Genomic DNA, 14,936 nt, shown 5'->3' on the forward strand with positions numbered 1-14,936 from the left:
CGTCCGCGCGGTTACTTCGGACGGCTATCAGGCCGGCGCGAAGTCAGCCGAACAACGGTAGCGTTCGCTTGCGCGCCAAGGCATCCATGCCTCGCTGAATGCTCTCCTGCACCTCGCGGTACTTCGCGTCCACGTACGCGTCGTCGTCGGCGCGGTCGGGGTTGTGCTCCACATCGACGGCGGGCATCAGCCGGGTCCGGATCTTGGCCGGCAGGGGCAACTGCGGCAGGGCGGCGGGAGCGATACCCCACGGCAACGACACCGCGATCGGAAACACCTTGAGCCGCAACAACTTGTCGAGACGCAACAACTGCGAGAGACGGTCTCCTCGAATGAGTACCGGCATGGCGTCGGCGCCGCCGACGGTCGCGATCGGCACGATGGGGACCCCGGCGCGAATGGCCATCTTCACAAATCCCTTGCGTCCGGCCAGGTTTGCGCGGTCGCGCTCGCTCCACGGCCGCAGCGAGTCGACCTCGCCACCGGGCCAGACCGCGACGTCTCGTCCCTCGGCCAGAGCGGCGGCCATCGAGTCCGGCGCCGCCGGCAGCACACCCATGGCGCGGAAGTAGCGTCCGATCAGCGGGATGGCCATCAGGGCGTCGTGGGCGGTGCCGTGCAGCAGCCGATCCTGACCGAACCGGCGCCACCATTGCACGCCGACGGTCCAGGCATCCCATACGAACGGTGCTCCGGAGTGAATGCCGACCAACAGCACGGGCGGCTCGGGCAGGTTCTCCCACCCGTCGAACTCCATCCGGAACCAGTGGTCGACGAGGGTGTTCCAGAAGTACTTCTGGCGCTGCATCGTCGCTTCGTCGGCGGTGCTGAGCTCCCACTCCCCGGCACGCCTGTTCAGCCAGCCGGTGAGTCCCTCGTCATTCTCGCTGCGCCGGGCGTCCATCCGGTTGCGCTCCCGCTCGGCGTGCTGCTGCGCCTGCTCGCGGATATCTGAGGGTCTGGCGTCGCCGGTGTCGCTCATCCAGGGCGGGTACCCCGGATGTGGCGTCAGGCCACATTGTCGGCACCGGGCGCATCGGCGTAGCGGCCCGGGTTGAACAGCGAGGCGATCAGGCCGATCACCATCATCACCGCAGCGGCGATGAACACCACGACCAAGCCGGAATGGAACGGCTCGGTGATCAGGTGCGGGAAGAACGTCTTGCCGGTCAGCACATCCGCATGCACACCGGGCTGCTGCAACGCGCCCGACGGACCCAACAGCTCGGCGATCGGGTTGTAGCCCAGGAACGCCGCAAACAGGCTCCCGACCGGCGGCAGGTTGGCCACGTCGTGCGCCACCGACGCGGACACTCCCTGCTCCTGCAGACCACCGCTCATCGCACCGGGCAGCGAGTTGGCCAGCCCGACGATCATCAGCGAGAAGAAGATGCCGATCGACAGCGACGACCCCGCGTTGAAGAATGTCGCGCGCACACCGGATGCCGCACCGCGCTCGGCGGCCGGAACGCTCGACATGATCGCGGCGGTGTTCGGTGCGGTGAAGATGCCGCCGCCGAGCCCGTTGAGGAACACCAGCAGCGCGAACACCCAGTAGTTGAAGTCCACCGGGATCATCACCAGCGCGATGAACGACGCCGCCATCAGGGCCATCCCCGACACCGTGAACGGCCGCGCTCCGTACCGATCTGACAGCGACCCCGCGAGCGGACCGGCGATCAGGAAGCCCGCGGTCATCGGCAGCATGTAGATGCCTGCCCACAGCGGTGTCGACTCAAAGCTATAGCCGTGCAACGGAAGCCAGATGCCCTGCAGCCAGATGATCAGCATGAACTGCAGCCCGCCGCGGCCCACCGACGACATCAGCCCGGCCAGGTTACCCATCCCGAAGGACGTCGAACGGAACAGCCGGATGTTCATCATCGGCTGCTCGACGTGCAATTCGATGAGACAGAACGCCACCAACAGCAGCAGCCCGGAGCCGATCGCGGTCAGCACCCACGGGCTGGTCCATCCGGTCGTCGCGCCCCCATAGGGCTGGATGCCGTACGTGATGCCGGTCAGCAGTACCGTCAACCCGACCCCGAAGGTCACACAACCGGCCCAGTCCAGCCGCCCCGGCGTGCGCACCCCGAGTTCCCTCAGCGACCGCAAACTCCAGATCGTCCCGATGATGCCCACCGGCACACCGACCCAGAACACGGCCTTCCAGTGCCATTCGGAGAGCACACCGCCGATCAGCAGGCCGAGGAACGAGCCGGCCACCGCGGCGACCATGTTCACCCCAAGCGCCATGCCGCGCTGGTTGGCCGGGAACGCGTCGGTCAGGATCGCCGACGACGAGGCCATCAACATGGCGCCACCGACACCCTGGACGACCCGCCATCCGATCAACCACAGCGCGCCGCCACCCAGATGGAACGGATCGAACGACAGCGCGACGGCGGCCACGGTGAAGACGACGAATCCGAGGTTGTAGATGCGCACCCGACCGAACATGTCCCCGAGTCGTCCGAACATGACCACGAGAACCGCGGTCACCACCAGGTAGCCCATCAGCATCCACAGCAGATAGCTGACGTTGCCCGGGGCCAACGGATTCAGGCCGATCCCGCGGAAGATCGCGGGCAGCGAGATCAGCACGATCGACGCGTTGATCGTCGCCAGCAACGTGCCCAGGGTCGTGTTGGACAGCGCGATCCACTTATAGAAGGGATGGTCGTGGTCCATGCGCCGCCGACGGCGCGCCGTCTCGACAAGGGCCGTATCGGCGTCGGCCACAACCGGATGTTTCGTCATCTCAATCTCAGTCGCCATCTACTTCGCTTCGTATCCATCGAGTTCTTAGCTACAAAACACATATGTTAGCTATATAAAACATCGTTGGACAATTCCTATTCCCACCGGCCGCCTGCCTGCGCTAGCGTGTCAGTCGTCCACACCACGCGGGAGCGCACACCCAGTGCGCTGAGAGGACAGCTGGGGCTGTCGACCGTACGAACCTGACCGGGTAATGCCGGCGTAGGGAGATGTTCGAAAATGCCGCAGTCTGTTGTCGTCGACCCGTCTGTGACCACCGGCCCTATCGCGGGCAGCACCAAGGTCTACCAGGACCTGCCCGGAGTGAGCGGCGCGCGCGTGCCGTATCGCCGGGTGAAGCTGTCCAATGGCGAGCACCTCGACCTGTATGACACCTCGGGGCCGTATACGGATCCCGAGGCGGCCATCGACCTGCACTCCGGTCTTACGCCGCGCGCCGGCATGGTCCGTGACCGCGGCACCCAGCTGCAGCGGGCCCGGGCCGGGGAGATCACCGCGGAGATGGCGTTCATCGCCGCACGTGAGGACGTCCCGGCCGAACTGGTCCGCGACGAGGTGGCCCGGGGCCGCGCCGTGATTCCCGCCAACCACAATCATCCCGAGAGCGAGCCGATGATCATCGGCAAGGCGTTCGGGGTGAAAATCAATGCGAATATCGGCAATTCGGCGGTCACCAGCTCGATCGCCGAAGAGGTCGACAAGATGGTGTGGGCCACCCGCTGGGGTGCCGACACCATCATGGACCTCTCCACCGGACGCGACATCCACCTGACTCGCGAGTGGATCCTGCGGAACTCACCGGTGCCGGTCGGCACCGTGCCCATCTATCAGGCCCTGGAGAAGATCAACGGCGACCCCACCGCGCTGACGTGGGAGTGCTATCGCGACACCGTGATCGAACAATGCGAACAGGGTGTCGACTATATGACGGTGCACGCCGGGGTGCTGCTGCGCTACATCCCGCTGACCGCCAACCGGGTCACCGGCATCGTCAGCCGCGGCGGATCGATCATGGCGGCGTGGTGTCTGGCCCATCACACCGAGTCTTTCCTCTACACGCACTTCGAAGAGCTGTGCGACATCCTGGCCCGCTACGACGTGACCTTCTCGCTCGGTGACGGTCTGCGACCGGGCTCGATCGCCGACGCCAATGACGCCGCCCAGTTCGCCGAACTGCGTACCCTCGGCGAGTTGACGAAGATCGCGAAATCCCATGGCGTGCAGGTCATGATCGAGGGACCGGGGCATATCCCGATGCACAAGATCGTCGAGAACGTGCGGCTGGAAGAGGAGCTCTGCGAGGAGGCGCCGTTCTACACGCTCGGCCCGCTGGCGACCGACATCGCTCCCGCCTACGACCACATCACCAGCGCGATCGGCGCGGCTATCATCGCCCAGGCCGGCACCGCGATGCTGTGCTACGTCACGCCCAAGGAGCACCTCGGCCTGCCGGATCGAAAAGATGTGAAGGACGGCGTCATCGCGTACAAGATCGCCGCCCACGCAGCGGATCTCGCCAAAGGACATCCACGGGCCCAGATGCGTGACGACGCCCTGTCGCGGGCGCGGTTCGAGTTCCGCTGGAATGACCAGTTCGCGCTGTCGCTCGACCCCGACACGGCGCGCGAGTTTCACGACGAGACGCTGCCCGCCGAGCCCGCCAAGACCGCACACTTCTGCTCGATGTGCGGGCCCAAGTTCTGCTCGATGCGCATCACCCAGGACATTCGGGCGGCGATGGCGGAGAAATCCCAGGAGTTCGCCGACCACGGCAACCGGGTTTACCTACCCTTAGCGGAATGAGTTTCCTGCCACTCACACCGCCCGGTGAGACGCCGCTGCGGGTGTTGACGATCGCCGGATCCGATTCCGGCGGCGGGGCGGGTATCCAGGCCGATCTGCGCACATTTGCGTTACTCGGCATGCACGGGCTCGTCGCGGTTACCGCGGTGACGGTGCAGAACTCGCTCGGTGTCAAAGGTTTTCACGAAATTCCCGTCGATGTCATCGGCGGCCAGATCGCGGCGGTGGCCTCGGACATCGGCATCCAGGCCGCCAAGACCGGCATGCTGGCGTCGTCGGCGATCATCGACACCATCGCCGGAACCTGGTGTGACCAGGGCCTTGCGGGCACGGTGCCACTGGTCGTCGACCCGGTGTGCGCATCGATGCACGGCGACCCGCTGCTGCATCCGTCCGCACTGGATTCGCTTAAGCACCAGCTCTTTCCGTTGGCCACGCTGGTGACTCCCAACCTCGACGAGGTTCGGCTGCTGGTAGACATCGATGTCGTCGACGACGAATCGCAGCGGAATGCGGCCCGCGCCCTGCACGCGCTGGGCCCGCAGTGGGCGCTGGTCAAGGGCGGCCACCTGCGGTCCTCGCCGAACAGTCCCGATCTGTTGTTCGACGGCACCGACTTCCATGAGTTCGACACCACCCGCATCGACACCGCAGACGACCACGGCGCGGGTGACACCCTGGCCGCCGCGGTCGCCAGCGCACTGGCGCACGGCTACGCCGTGCCGGACGCGGTGGCCTTCGGGAAGCGCTGGGTGACCGAATGCCTGCGCGCCGCCTACCCGCTGGGCCACGGCCACGGACCCGTCTCGGCCCTGTTCAGGCTGGGCTCGTGAGCCTCGAGCAGATCGCGGGGATCGCGCACCGTCCCGACGGCACCGCCAACGGCGTCGTGGTGCTGACCCACGGTGCCGGGGGCAGCCGCGAATCGCCGCTGCTGGTGAAGATCTGCGACGAATGGGCCGCCCGCGGCTGGCTCGCGGTGCGGTACAACCTGCCCTACCGCCGACGCCGGCCGAAGGGGCCACCGTCCGGATCGGCGGCCAGCGATCAGGCAGGCGTCGTCGAGGCGATCGAGGTGGCCCGCACCCTGGCCGCCGGACCCGGCGGACCTGGCGGACCCGTTATCGCGGGCGGCCACTCATACGGTGGCCGGATGACATCGATGGTGCTCGCCGAGAAGGCCGCCGACGTCGATGTGCTGACGCTGTTCTCCTATCCCCTGCATCCACCGGGGAAGCCGGAACGGGCCCGCACCGAACACCTGCTCCGGATCACCGTGCCGACCGTCTTCACTCACGGCACCGCCGATCCCTTCGGATCCATCGACGAGCTGCGGCCCGCCGCCGCGCTCATCTCCGCGCCTACCGAAATCGTGGAAGTCACCGGCGCTCGCCACGATCTCGGCTCCAAGACACTCGATGTTCCGGCCCTGGCCGTGGACAGCGCGCTACGGTTGCTGGTCTGACAGCGAGAGTTCGCGGCTGACGCTATCGTCAGCGGGTGACCATGCCGCCGAGCAATCCCCCGCCCTACGGACAGCCACCTCCGCCGTACGGACAGCAACCGCCGGGGCCGGCCGGCCAACCACAGCCCATGCCGTATCCGCCGCCTCCGCCGCCGATGCCGTTTCAGGGGCCGCCGCCCGGGTTCTACCCGCCACCTCCGAACGCCCCGAAGACCACGAACTGGTGGGCTGTCGTCTCGCTGATCTTCGGCGTCATCGGCGGGGTCCTGATCAGCGTCATCTGCGGCATCGTCGGTCTCAACAAGGCCAAACAGGGCCGGGGCGGACGCGGGATGGCGATCGCCGGGCTGGTCCTGTCCGGCCTGTGGGTGCTGGTGGCGATCGCGGCCGTCGCCATCTATTTCATCGTCGGCAAGGGCACGGTGACCGCGACGGACGTCAAGGTCGGCGACTGTCTGAAGGAGATCCCCGATGGCACCCGGGTGTTGACGGTCGAGACCGTCGAATGCGAGGAGTCGCACGCGGGCGAGGTGTTCGCGGTGCTGTTGATGCCCGAGGGCGACTTCCCGGGTCCTTCGGCGATCGAGAAGTACCAGAGCAGGTGCGAGCCGGCGCTGGCCTCCTATTCGCCGGCCGCGATCACCGACGACTCGGTGCAGCTCTATGTCCTGTATCCGACCGCGGAGACCTGGCAGCAGGGTGACCGCGCGGTGACCTGCGTCGCCACCCTCGATCCGCCGCGGACGGGATCCATCAAAGGTTGAGCCGATGGCGGAGATAAGCAGTACCTCAGGTACCGTCTGGTCCATGACTTCGGAGCTTTACGACGCGGTCATCGTAGGGGCCGGTTTCGGAGGGATCGGCGCTGCGATCCAGCTCAAGCGGATGGACTACCAGAACTTCGTGATCCTGGATCGCGAGGACGACCTTGGCGGGACGTGGTACGTCAACCACTACCCGGGCCTGGCCGTCGACGTTCCCACCACGACATATTCCTACTTCTTCGAGCCAAACCCGAACTGGTCGCGGCTGTTCACCCCCGGCCCCGAGATCAAGCAGTACGCCGACGACGTCGCGGACAAGTTCGACGTCCGCAAGCACATGCGGTTCAACACCGTCGTCGAGGGCGCCCGCTGGGACGAGGAGGCCGGCGTCTGGCAGGTTGCCGTTTCCGGTGGTGCGACGCTGACCGCGCGCTACCTGATCACCGCGACGGGTTTCTTGTCCCAGCCCAAGGTGCCCGACATCCCGGGAGTGGCCAACTTCGCGGGCAAGGTCATTCACACCACCGACTGGGACGACAGCTACGACCCGGCCGGGCGGCGCGTCGCGATCATCGGAACCGGTGCCACCGCGGTGCAGTTGATTCCCGAACTGGCCAGGACGACGGCGGATCTGACCGTCTACCAGCGCACCCCGATCTGGGTGGTACCCAAGATCGACCTACGCTTCGGCGAACGGGCCAAGAAGCTCTTCGCGCGAATCCCGTCGACTCAGCGGGCGATTCGCTGGCTGACCGACTCCATCTACGAAGTCATGATCAACACCGGGGTGATTCACCACCGGTATTTCCGCCGGCTGAACATCGCCGCCGCGGACCTGTCGAAGATGCACCGGTTCGCATCGATCCGCGATAAGGAACTGCGCCGCAAGCTGACCCCGGACTACGACTTCGGGTGCAAGCGGCCGACGTTCTCCAACGGCTACTACCGCGCGTTCACGAAACCGAACGTGCATCTGCAGGCCGACGGGATCGAGCGCATCGAGACTGACGGCATCGTCAACGCCGACGGCACCAAGACCGTCGTCGACACCCTGGTGCTGGCCACCGGATTCGACCTGTGGGACGCCAACTTCCCCGCCGTCGAGATCATCGGCCGACGAGGACGCAATCTCGGAAAGTGGTGGCGCGAAACCAGATTCCAGGCGTACCAGGGCATGACGATGCCCTACTTCCCCAACTACCTGAGTCTGGCCAGCCCCTTCGCATTCCTCGGGTTGAACTTCTTCAACACCATGGAATACCAGATGCGGCACATGGACCGGCTGTTCGCCGAGATGAAGCGGCGCGGGGCCAGCACCTTTGAGGTGACGGAGGACGCCAATACCCGTTACCGCGACCGGATGACCGAAATGATGGGCAATTCGCTGTGGACGATCGGAAATTGCGCGACGTCGCGGTCTTACTATTTCAATCCGCAGGGTGAGCCGACGCTGCTGCGGCCCATGTCGACGAAGATGGCGATCAAAGAGGCCGAGCAATTCCCGATGAGCGACTACCAGATTGCGTGACTCGGGCTGAGCGCACGCCGGACCCGCGCGGCGTCGATCGGCGGCTTCATCGGGTACGGCGCCTGTCTGGCGGGCAATGGAGCCCGAAGCCGGGAGCGGTCCAACAACGTCACGCGCTCCACGCGGTACAGCGCGGCGGCGGAGATGCCGACGCGTGCGGCGATCGCCTCCATGCTGACACCGTGTTAGCCGAGGGCGCTGAACGCTTCGGCCGACGCGCGGGCGATCTGGCGCTTCCGGTCCTTCGGCCGACGCCGGATGTCGCGGCCATCGCTGGTCGGACCGGTGCGCGCCATGGTCAACACCATACGGACCGGGGACTTACATGGGTGCGTGCATCAGCGGGCATCATCGCCACCGTATCGCTGCCGGTTCACCACGAATCCGCCTGACGTAGCATCGCGGCGTGAGCACGCCGGACGGTTCTGCGTTGAAGCGACGGCTCGGCACCTTCGACGCCGTCACGATCGGGCTCGGCTCGATGATCGGCGCGGGCGTCTTCGTCGCCCTCGCGCCCGCCGCCGCCGCGGCCGGTTCGGGCCTGATGATCGGACTCGCGGTCGCAGCCGTCGTCGCCTACTGCAACGCAACGTCGTCGGCACGGCTGGCCGCCCGCTATCCGCAATCCGGCGGCACCTATGTGTACGGCCGAGAGCGGCTCGGCGCATTCTGGGGATACACAGCCGGATTCAGCTTCGTGGTCGGCAAGACCGCGTCGTGTGCGGCGATGGCACTGACGGTCGGGTTCTATGCGTGGCCGGCCCATGCGCATGCGGTGGCGGTGGCCGCCGTGGTGGCGCTGACAGTGTTGAACTATGCAGGCGTCCAGAAATCCGCCATGTTGACCCGGGTCATCGTGGCCTTGGTGCTGGCCGTGCTGACCGCCGTGGTGGTGATCATCGTCGGCTCGGGTCACGTCGATGCCTCACGGCTGGCCTGGGGCCACGATGCCGGCGTTCGTGGTGTGCTGCAGGCCGGCGGGTTGCTGTTCTTCGCCTTCGCGGGCTACGCGCGCATCGCCACGCTCGGCGAAGAGGTGCGTGATCCCGCCCGCACCATCCCCCGCGCCATCCCGATCGCACTCGGCATCACGCTGGTGGTCTACGCGGTGGTGGCGGCCGCGGTGCTGGGCGAATTGGGCAGCGCCACACTGGCGTCGGCCGACGCCCCGCTGGCCGAGGCGGTACGCGCTGCGGGTCGGCCGGGGTTCGAGGTGGTGGTCCGCGCCGGCGCCGCCGTCGCCGCGCTCGGTTCCTTGCTGGCACTGATTCTCGGCGTATCGCGGACCACACTGGCGATGGCCCGCGACCGTCATCTGCCCTATGCCCTGGCGGCCGTGCATCCGCGATTCGGCAGCCCATACCGCGCCGAGGTGGTGGTGGGTGTCGTGGTGGCGGCCGTCGCCGCGGTGGTCGACGTGCGTGGAGCGATCGGCTTCTCGTCGTTCGCCGTGTTGCTGTACTACGCGATCGCCAACGCATCGGCATGGACGCTCGGCCGCCGCCTCATCCCGGCGACCGGCCTGGTCGGGTGCCTGCTCCTGGCGGTCCTGCTACCGCTGAGCTCGGTGCTGACCGGTGCGGCGGTGGTGCTGATCGGTACGCTCACCTACGGGGTCAGGAAGATCAGGCAGTAGTCGCCGCCCGTCAGGCCGCTCCGTCGACCAAGACTGTTGCGGCACCGGCCATGTGCTCACGGACGGCCGCAGCAGCCGTGTCTGCGTCGCCGGAGTCGATCGCGTCGACGATCTCGAAGTGCCGTTTGGCATCCATGTTCTTCAGCGCCCGCTCCACCCCGGCGAACATGATCGACATCCGGATGCTGCCTTCGAGCGACGACCACGAGTGCATGAGGGTCTCGTTACCCGACAGATAGCACATGGTGCGGTGAAACTTGAGGTCTGCCTCGATCCGGTCCTCCAGGTTGGACGCCGCCCAGCGCTCCATGTCGGCCACCGCGGCGCGAAGCTCGGCGACGGCGCTTGCGCGGTCGGGACGGCCAGCCAGCGTCTGGGCGGCCAGCGCCTCCAGCGCAGCCCGCACGTTGAAGATGTCCTTGATCTCCTTGGCGTCGAGGTGGCGGACCGACAGCCTGCCGCGCGCACCGGCGGAGATCAGGCCCTCCTGCTGGAGCTGCCGCATCGCTTCGCGGAGCGTGCCGCGGCTGATCTGCAAGGCTTCGGACAGCTCCGTCTCCACCAGGTGGGTCCCCGGCGTCAGTTGCCCTGTGGTGATCGCCCGTCGCAACGCCGTGAGCGCCTGTTGGCGAAGGCTGGTTTTCTCCAGCCGTAGCAGCGGCGAGGCCTCCACCGACATCGGGCGGCTCCTTTAGTGTCAACAATCGGCTGTCAACAGTCATGCTACAGACGCTCGAGCACCGACGCGACGACGCGCGCGGTCGACAGGCCGTAGCGATCGTGCAGGGTGGGCAACGCCCCGGCGGCGAGGAACTCGTCCGGCAGCGCGATCGGGGTGATCTGGCGCCGCACACCCCGGCGCACGGCCTCGGCCGCGACCGTCTCGAACAGCCCGCCCACCCGCGTGTGGTTCTCCAGCGTGATCGCCAGCCGGTCCGAATCGATCTGCGCCAGCACGGTATCCGCGTCGAACGGCTTCAGAGTCGGTGTGTGGACCACCGCGGCGTCGACATGGTGTCCCGACAGTTCCTCGGCGGCGAGCAGGGCCCGCATCGTCATCAGCCCACTGGACACGAACACCACGTCGGCACCGTCCCGCAGTACCTTGGCCTTGCCGAGTTCGAAGGTGTAGTCATATTCGTCGAGCACGGTGGGCACCTGTCCCCGCAGCAGCCGTAGATAGGTCGGGCCGACGTGCGCGGCCAGTTGCGGTACGGCCTGGGCGATGTCGACGGAGTCACACGGGTCGACGATGGTGAGCCCGGGTATGCCGCGGAAGATCGCGACGTCCTCGGTGGCCTGGTGCGACGGCCCGTAGCCGGTGGTGAGCCCCGGCAGGCCACCGATGATGTTGACGTTCAGACCCGGCTCGGCGATGTCGAGACAGATGAAGTCGTATGCCCGCCGCGCGGCGAACACCGAGTAGGTGGACGCGAACGGCAACAGGCCCGTTTCCGCCATTCCCGCGGCGGCCCCGAAGAGCAGCTGTTCGGCCATCCCCATCTGGAAGTACCGGTTGGGAAACGCCTTGGCGAAGATGTGCATGTCGGTGTACTTGCCCAGGTCGGCGGTGAGACCGACGATCCGGTTGTCGGCCTCCGCCGCGGCGACGAGCGCATGCCCGAACGGTGCGGGGCTGGTGCGCTGGCCGGGATCGGCGAACGATGCGATCATCGCCGAGGTGCGAAGCGGTGAACTGGTTGTCATTGTGTCGTCTCCACATATCCGGCGGCCAGCTGTTCCCGGCACACCTGCCACTCGTCGGTCTCGATGCGCATGAAGTGCGCCTTTTCTCTCGTCTCGAGCATCGGCACGCCACATCCGATCCTGGTGTCGCACAGAATCACTGCGGGTGTGCCCGTCGGTTCGGACCGTTCGCCGACGGCGTCGAACGCGGCGAGCAGAGCCTCGACGTCGTTGCCGTCCACGCGTTGTACGAACCACCCGCACGCCGCCCATTTCTCGGCAACCGGTTCGGTGCGCAGCACGCCCGCGGTGGGACCGTCGGCCTGAAGCGCGTTGATGTCCACCAGCGCAGTCAGGTGGCCGAGCCGGTGATGGCTTGCGCCCATCGCGGCTTCCCACGTCGACCCCTCGTCCAACTCCCCGTCCGACAGGAAGTTGATGACTTTCGACATGGAACCCTGATGACGCAGACCCAACGCCATCCCGACCGCGACGGTCAGACCGTGTCCCAGCGATCCGCCGGAGATCTCCATCCCCGGGGTGTAGGACGCCATCCCCGACATCGGCAGCCGCGAATCATCGCAGCCGTAGGTGTCCAGTTCGTCGACCTCGATGATCCCGGCCTCGGCCAGGGCCGCGTAGAGCCCGATCGCATAGTGCCCGGTGGACAACAAGAACCGGTCGCGCTCCTGCCATTCGGGTTCATCGGCCCGATAGCGAAGCTGGTCGGCGTAGACGCACGCCAGCATGTCGGCGGCATCGAGTGCCTGGCCGACGTAACCCTGGCCCTGGGCCTCGCCCATGTTCAACACGTGGTGACGCATGCGGTAGGCGGCCGCCGCCACCTTCTGCCGGCGGCCGGTCTCGATCGTGAGTGTCATCGGATGTCGCCCGATGCGCTCAGGGTGACGTCGGACCGATTCGCTTGTGCCGCAGCCTCATCAGCCAACTGGCGCTCGTGTGGCCCCCAGGTCTCGCGGGTGATGAGTGCCGCCACCAGACCGATCGCTGCGTAGGTGCTGAACAGCAGGGCCGGCCCGATCCACCCGAAGGAGACGAACAGCAGCGTGGTGATAAAGGGCGTGAAGCCCGACACCATCGCCGAGATCTGGTAGGCCAATGACGCTCCTGACGCGCGGGTGTTCGCCGTGAACAGCTCGGGGAACCACGCGCCCTGGGCACCGGCCAGCGAGTTCTGAACCACCCCGTATGCCAACACGAAGGTCGCGATGATCAACAGGAAGATTCCCGTGTTCACCAGCATGAACATCAGCACCCCGAACGGGATGGCGAACGCGCAGCTCCACACGTAGACGGTGCGCCGACCGATCTTGTCGGTCAGGCGGGCCCACGCCATGGTGGCGACGATGCCGATCGCCGACGCCACGCACAGCGCGGTGAGAGTCTCGGACTTGGTGGCCAGTTCGGCACCCTTCAGATACGAGATCATGTAGGTGATCGACACTGCGTAGCCGGCGGTCTCGGCGATGCGAAGGCCGATGCCGCGCAGGATGTTTCGCCAGTCGGTCTTGATCACGGCGACGATCGGGGACTTGACGATGTCGCCGTGCTCCTTGACGTCCTCGAACACCGGCGACTCGGGCACCTTGGCGCGGATGATCAGGCCGACGATGACCAGGATGATGCTGGCGAGGAACGGCAATCGCCAGGCCCAGTCGCCGGGCAGGTGCACGCTGACAAGGAACACCAGGTTGGCCAGCAGCAGACCAACGGGGAAGCCGGCCTGAACCATGCCCGTGTAGCGGCCCTTCTCTCTCCACGGCGCGTGCTCGTAGCTCATCAGGATCGCCCCGCCCCACTCGGCGCCGAAGGCGATGCCCTGGATGATGCGCACCGTCACCAGCAGGATCGGCGCCAGGACGCCGACCGCGGCATAGGTGGGCAGCAGGCCGATGACGAACGTCGCCAACACCATGACGATCAACGAGGCGACGAGCACCGGCTTGCGGCCGAGCTTGTCGCCGAGATGGCCACCGATGATGCCGCCGAGCGGACGTGCGGCGAATCCGACGCCGAGGGTGGCGAACGAGGCCAGCGTGCCCGCTATCGGGCTGGCGCCGGGGAAGAACGCGTGGCCGAAGTAGAGGGCGGCGGCGGTGCCGAACCCGATGAAGTCGTAGGTCTCGATGACCGCGCCGACGCCTGAGCCGATGGCGACCTTCTTGGCGTCTTTGGTGCCGAGTACCGGCCCCCGCATGGATAGAGCGGCGTCGCTCATGAGCTGATCCTTTCAAAAGCCCAAGTGAAGGGCTAGACGGAAATCACTGTTGACAGTCGACAGTGCGTTACGTCACCCAGTGTGACTCCGCGCATACGCTGGTGTCAACAGTCAACAGACATTTTTGTTGCCGGTTGACTGTTGACAGTCGACTGAACTATTGTGGTGGTCATCACAACCGTGGACCAAGGACGTGGCAAATGATTCACAGCCGGCTGGGCTGCTCGACCATCAGCTTCCGGTACCTCGGACTCGAGGAAGCGTTGACCTCGATTCGGGCGATCGGATTCGCCGAGATCGACCTCGGTGCGCTGCCGGGAGTCTGCGACCACGTCCCCTACGAACTCGACGGACCGGCCGTCGAGGCCGTCGCGCGCACGTTGACGGACTCAGGGCTGCGGGTGCGCTCCGTCAACGGCGACATCGGCGATCTCAACAAGCCGCTCGACGCGGTCGCGCGCGCCGGTCGTGACAGCCATCTGGACCTGCTGCTCACCCTCGCCGCGGCGACCGACGCCCGTGCCCTGGTGCTGCCGTGCGGCGCGCTGGACCACCAACCGGTGACCTCGATGGATGCCGACCTGGACCGGGTGGCCGGTGAACTGATCCGCGCCGCGGATCGTGCCGAGCACTACGGTGTCGAGATCTGGACCGAATCCCTGCACTTCTACCGGCTGTGCTGCAGCCTCGAACGCGCACAACAACTCACCACCCGACTGGCCGACAGTGCGGTGCGCATCGTCATGGACTTCAGCCACGTCGTGGCATCCGGCGGCGATCCGCAGGAGTTCGTCGAGCGCTTCGCCGCCCGGATCTCACATGTCCACATCCGCGACGCGGTGCCGGGCAACATCAACCTGTCCGTCGGCAATGGTGAGGTCGACTTCGCCGGCGGGCTCAAGACGTTGGCCGATGCGGGTTATACCGGCCACTTCGCGCTGGAGCTGGAAACCCGCGACATCACCGACGACCAGCGGCCGAGGGCCACCGCCCAAGCCGCTCAACTGATTTCCGAACTCATCTAACAGGAGAAG

Annotated in this window: 13 protein-coding genes, 1 pseudogene and 1 riboswitch; of the genes and pseudogenes, 7 read left to right on the plus strand and 7 right to left on the minus strand. The window is 66.5% G+C overall.

Translation table 11 applies throughout. The features are described 5' to 3' along the window. Positions 1–43: 43 nt before the first annotated feature. A complete protein-coding gene (locus ACVWWN_RS38885; RefSeq protein ID WP_457148624.1) occupies positions 44–982 on the minus strand; it encodes a lysophospholipid acyltransferase family protein in 939 nt (312 codons plus the stop codon). 26 nt (positions 983–1,008) lie between these two features. After that, on the minus strand, positions 1,009–2,778 hold the full coding sequence (locus ACVWWN_RS38890) for an MFS transporter (RefSeq protein WP_457148625.1): 1,770 nt from the start codon (positions 2,776–2,778) through the stop codon (positions 1,009–1,011). 118 nt (positions 2,779–2,896) lie between these two features. After that, positions 2,897–3,006, plus strand: a riboswitch (TPP riboswitch). On the opposite strand from ACVWWN_RS38890, the gene thiC reads away from it, so the two are divergent. The 5 genes from thiC to ACVWWN_RS38915 all read left to right on the plus strand — a co-directional run bounded on the left by thiC (position 3,001) and on the right by ACVWWN_RS38915 (position 8,341). Next, positions 3,001–4,584, plus strand: a complete 1,584-nt coding sequence (gene thiC, locus ACVWWN_RS38895; protein ID WP_457148626.1) for a phosphomethylpyrimidine synthase ThiC — start codon at positions 3,001–3,003, stop codon at positions 4,582–4,584. Its footprint overlaps the riboswitch before it by 6 nt. Continuing rightward, positions 4,581–5,417: a bifunctional hydroxymethylpyrimidine kinase/phosphomethylpyrimidine kinase gene (thiD, locus tag ACVWWN_RS38900; RefSeq protein WP_457148627.1), complete on the plus strand. Its 837-nt coding sequence runs from the start codon at positions 4,581–4,583 to the stop codon at positions 5,415–5,417. Before thiC ends, thiD begins: the two co-directional genes overlap by 4 nt. Beyond that, positions 5,414–6,049 carry an alpha/beta hydrolase family protein gene (locus tag ACVWWN_RS38905; protein ID WP_457148628.1) on the plus strand — a complete coding sequence of 212 codons (636 nt, stop codon included), beginning with the start codon at positions 5,414–5,416 and terminating at the stop codon, positions 6,047–6,049. The genes thiD and ACVWWN_RS38905 overlap by 4 nt, the downstream gene beginning before the upstream one ends. A gap of 35 nt (positions 6,050–6,084) precedes the next feature. Beyond that, positions 6,085–6,813: a septum formation family protein gene (locus tag ACVWWN_RS38910; RefSeq protein ID WP_457148629.1), complete on the plus strand. Its 729-nt coding sequence runs from the start codon at positions 6,085–6,087 to the stop codon at positions 6,811–6,813. Between the two features lie 43 nt (positions 6,814–6,856). After that, on the plus strand, positions 6,857–8,341 hold the full coding sequence (locus tag ACVWWN_RS38915) for a flavin-containing monooxygenase (protein WP_457148630.1): 1,485 nt from the start codon (positions 6,857–6,859) through the stop codon (positions 8,339–8,341). A gap of 122 nt (positions 8,342–8,463) precedes the next feature. Here ACVWWN_RS38915 and ACVWWN_RS38920 read toward each other — a convergent pair. Continuing rightward, a pseudogene (locus ACVWWN_RS38920) lies at positions 8,464–8,637 on the minus strand (TetR family transcriptional regulator); the annotation flags it as partial. 110 nt (positions 8,638–8,747) lie between these two features. On the opposite strand from ACVWWN_RS38920, the gene ACVWWN_RS38925 reads away from it, so the two are divergent. Further along, complete coding sequence (locus ACVWWN_RS38925; protein WP_457148631.1) at positions 8,748–9,977, plus strand: APC family permease; 1,230 nt, start codon at positions 8,748–8,750, stop codon at positions 9,975–9,977. Between the two features lie 10 nt (positions 9,978–9,987). Here ACVWWN_RS38925 and ACVWWN_RS38930 read toward each other — a convergent pair whose 3' ends face one another. From ACVWWN_RS38930 to ACVWWN_RS38945, 4 genes are read right to left on the minus strand one after another with little or no spacing between them, the layout of a single operon-like run. After that, complete coding sequence (locus tag ACVWWN_RS38930) at positions 9,988–10,656, minus strand: GntR family transcriptional regulator (RefSeq protein WP_457148632.1); 669 nt, start codon at positions 10,654–10,656, stop codon at positions 9,988–9,990. A 44-nt stretch (positions 10,657–10,700) separates the two neighbouring features. Beyond that, positions 10,701–11,684, minus strand: coding sequence for a transketolase family protein (locus ACVWWN_RS38935; protein WP_457148633.1), 984 nt, complete (start codon positions 11,682–11,684; stop codon positions 10,701–10,703). After that, positions 11,681–12,544 carry a transketolase gene (locus ACVWWN_RS38940; protein WP_457148634.1) on the minus strand — a complete coding sequence of 288 codons (864 nt, stop codon included), beginning with the start codon at positions 12,542–12,544 and terminating at the stop codon, positions 11,681–11,683. Before ACVWWN_RS38940 ends, ACVWWN_RS38935 begins: the two co-directional genes overlap by 4 nt. Next, positions 12,541–13,902 carry an MFS transporter gene (locus ACVWWN_RS38945; protein ID WP_457148635.1) on the minus strand — a complete coding sequence of 454 codons (1,362 nt, stop codon included), beginning with the start codon at positions 13,900–13,902 and terminating at the stop codon, positions 12,541–12,543. Before ACVWWN_RS38945 ends, ACVWWN_RS38940 begins: the two co-directional genes overlap by 4 nt. Positions 13,903–14,102: 200 nt before the next feature. On the opposite strand from ACVWWN_RS38945, the gene ACVWWN_RS38950 reads away from it, so the two are divergent. After that, positions 14,103–14,927, plus strand: coding sequence for a sugar phosphate isomerase/epimerase family protein (locus ACVWWN_RS38950; protein WP_457148636.1), 825 nt, complete (start codon positions 14,103–14,105; stop codon positions 14,925–14,927). Positions 14,928–14,936: the final 9 nt, after the last annotated feature.

The organism is Mycobacterium sp. URHB0021 (assembly GCF_054057895.1).

Excerpts from the sequence above, each read along its gene's own strand:
- ACVWWN_RS38885 (WP_457148624.1), bottom strand. The coding sequence starts at position 982 with ATGAGCGACACCGGCGACGCCAGACCCTCAGATATCCGCGAGCAGGCG.
- ACVWWN_RS38890 (WP_457148625.1), bottom strand. The coding sequence starts at position 2,778 with ATGGCGACTGAGATTGAGATGACGAAACATCCGGTTGTGGCCGACGCC.
- thiC (WP_457148626.1), top strand. The coding sequence starts at position 3,001 with ATGCCGCAGTCTGTTGTCGTCGACCCGTCTGTGACCACCGGCCCTATC.
- thiD (WP_457148627.1), top strand. The coding sequence starts at position 4,581 with ATGAGTTTCCTGCCACTCACACCGCCCGGTGAGACGCCGCTGCGGGTG.
- ACVWWN_RS38915 (WP_457148630.1), top strand. The coding sequence starts at position 6,857 with ATGACTTCGGAGCTTTACGACGCGGTCATCGTAGGGGCCGGTTTCGGA.
- ACVWWN_RS38930 (WP_457148632.1), bottom strand. The coding sequence starts at position 10,656 with ATGTCGGTGGAGGCCTCGCCGCTGCTACGGCTGGAGAAAACCAGCCTT.
- ACVWWN_RS38935 (WP_457148633.1), bottom strand. The coding sequence starts at position 11,684 with ATGACAACCAGTTCACCGCTTCGCACCTCGGCGATGATCGCATCGTTC.
- ACVWWN_RS38940 (WP_457148634.1), bottom strand. The coding sequence starts at position 12,544 with ATGACACTCACGATCGAGACCGGCCGCCGGCAGAAGGTGGCGGCGGCC.
- ACVWWN_RS38945 (WP_457148635.1), bottom strand. The coding sequence starts at position 13,902 with ATGAGCGACGCCGCTCTATCCATGCGGGGGCCGGTACTCGGCACCAAA.
- ACVWWN_RS38950 (WP_457148636.1), top strand. The coding sequence starts at position 14,103 with ATGATTCACAGCCGGCTGGGCTGCTCGACCATCAGCTTCCGGTACCTC.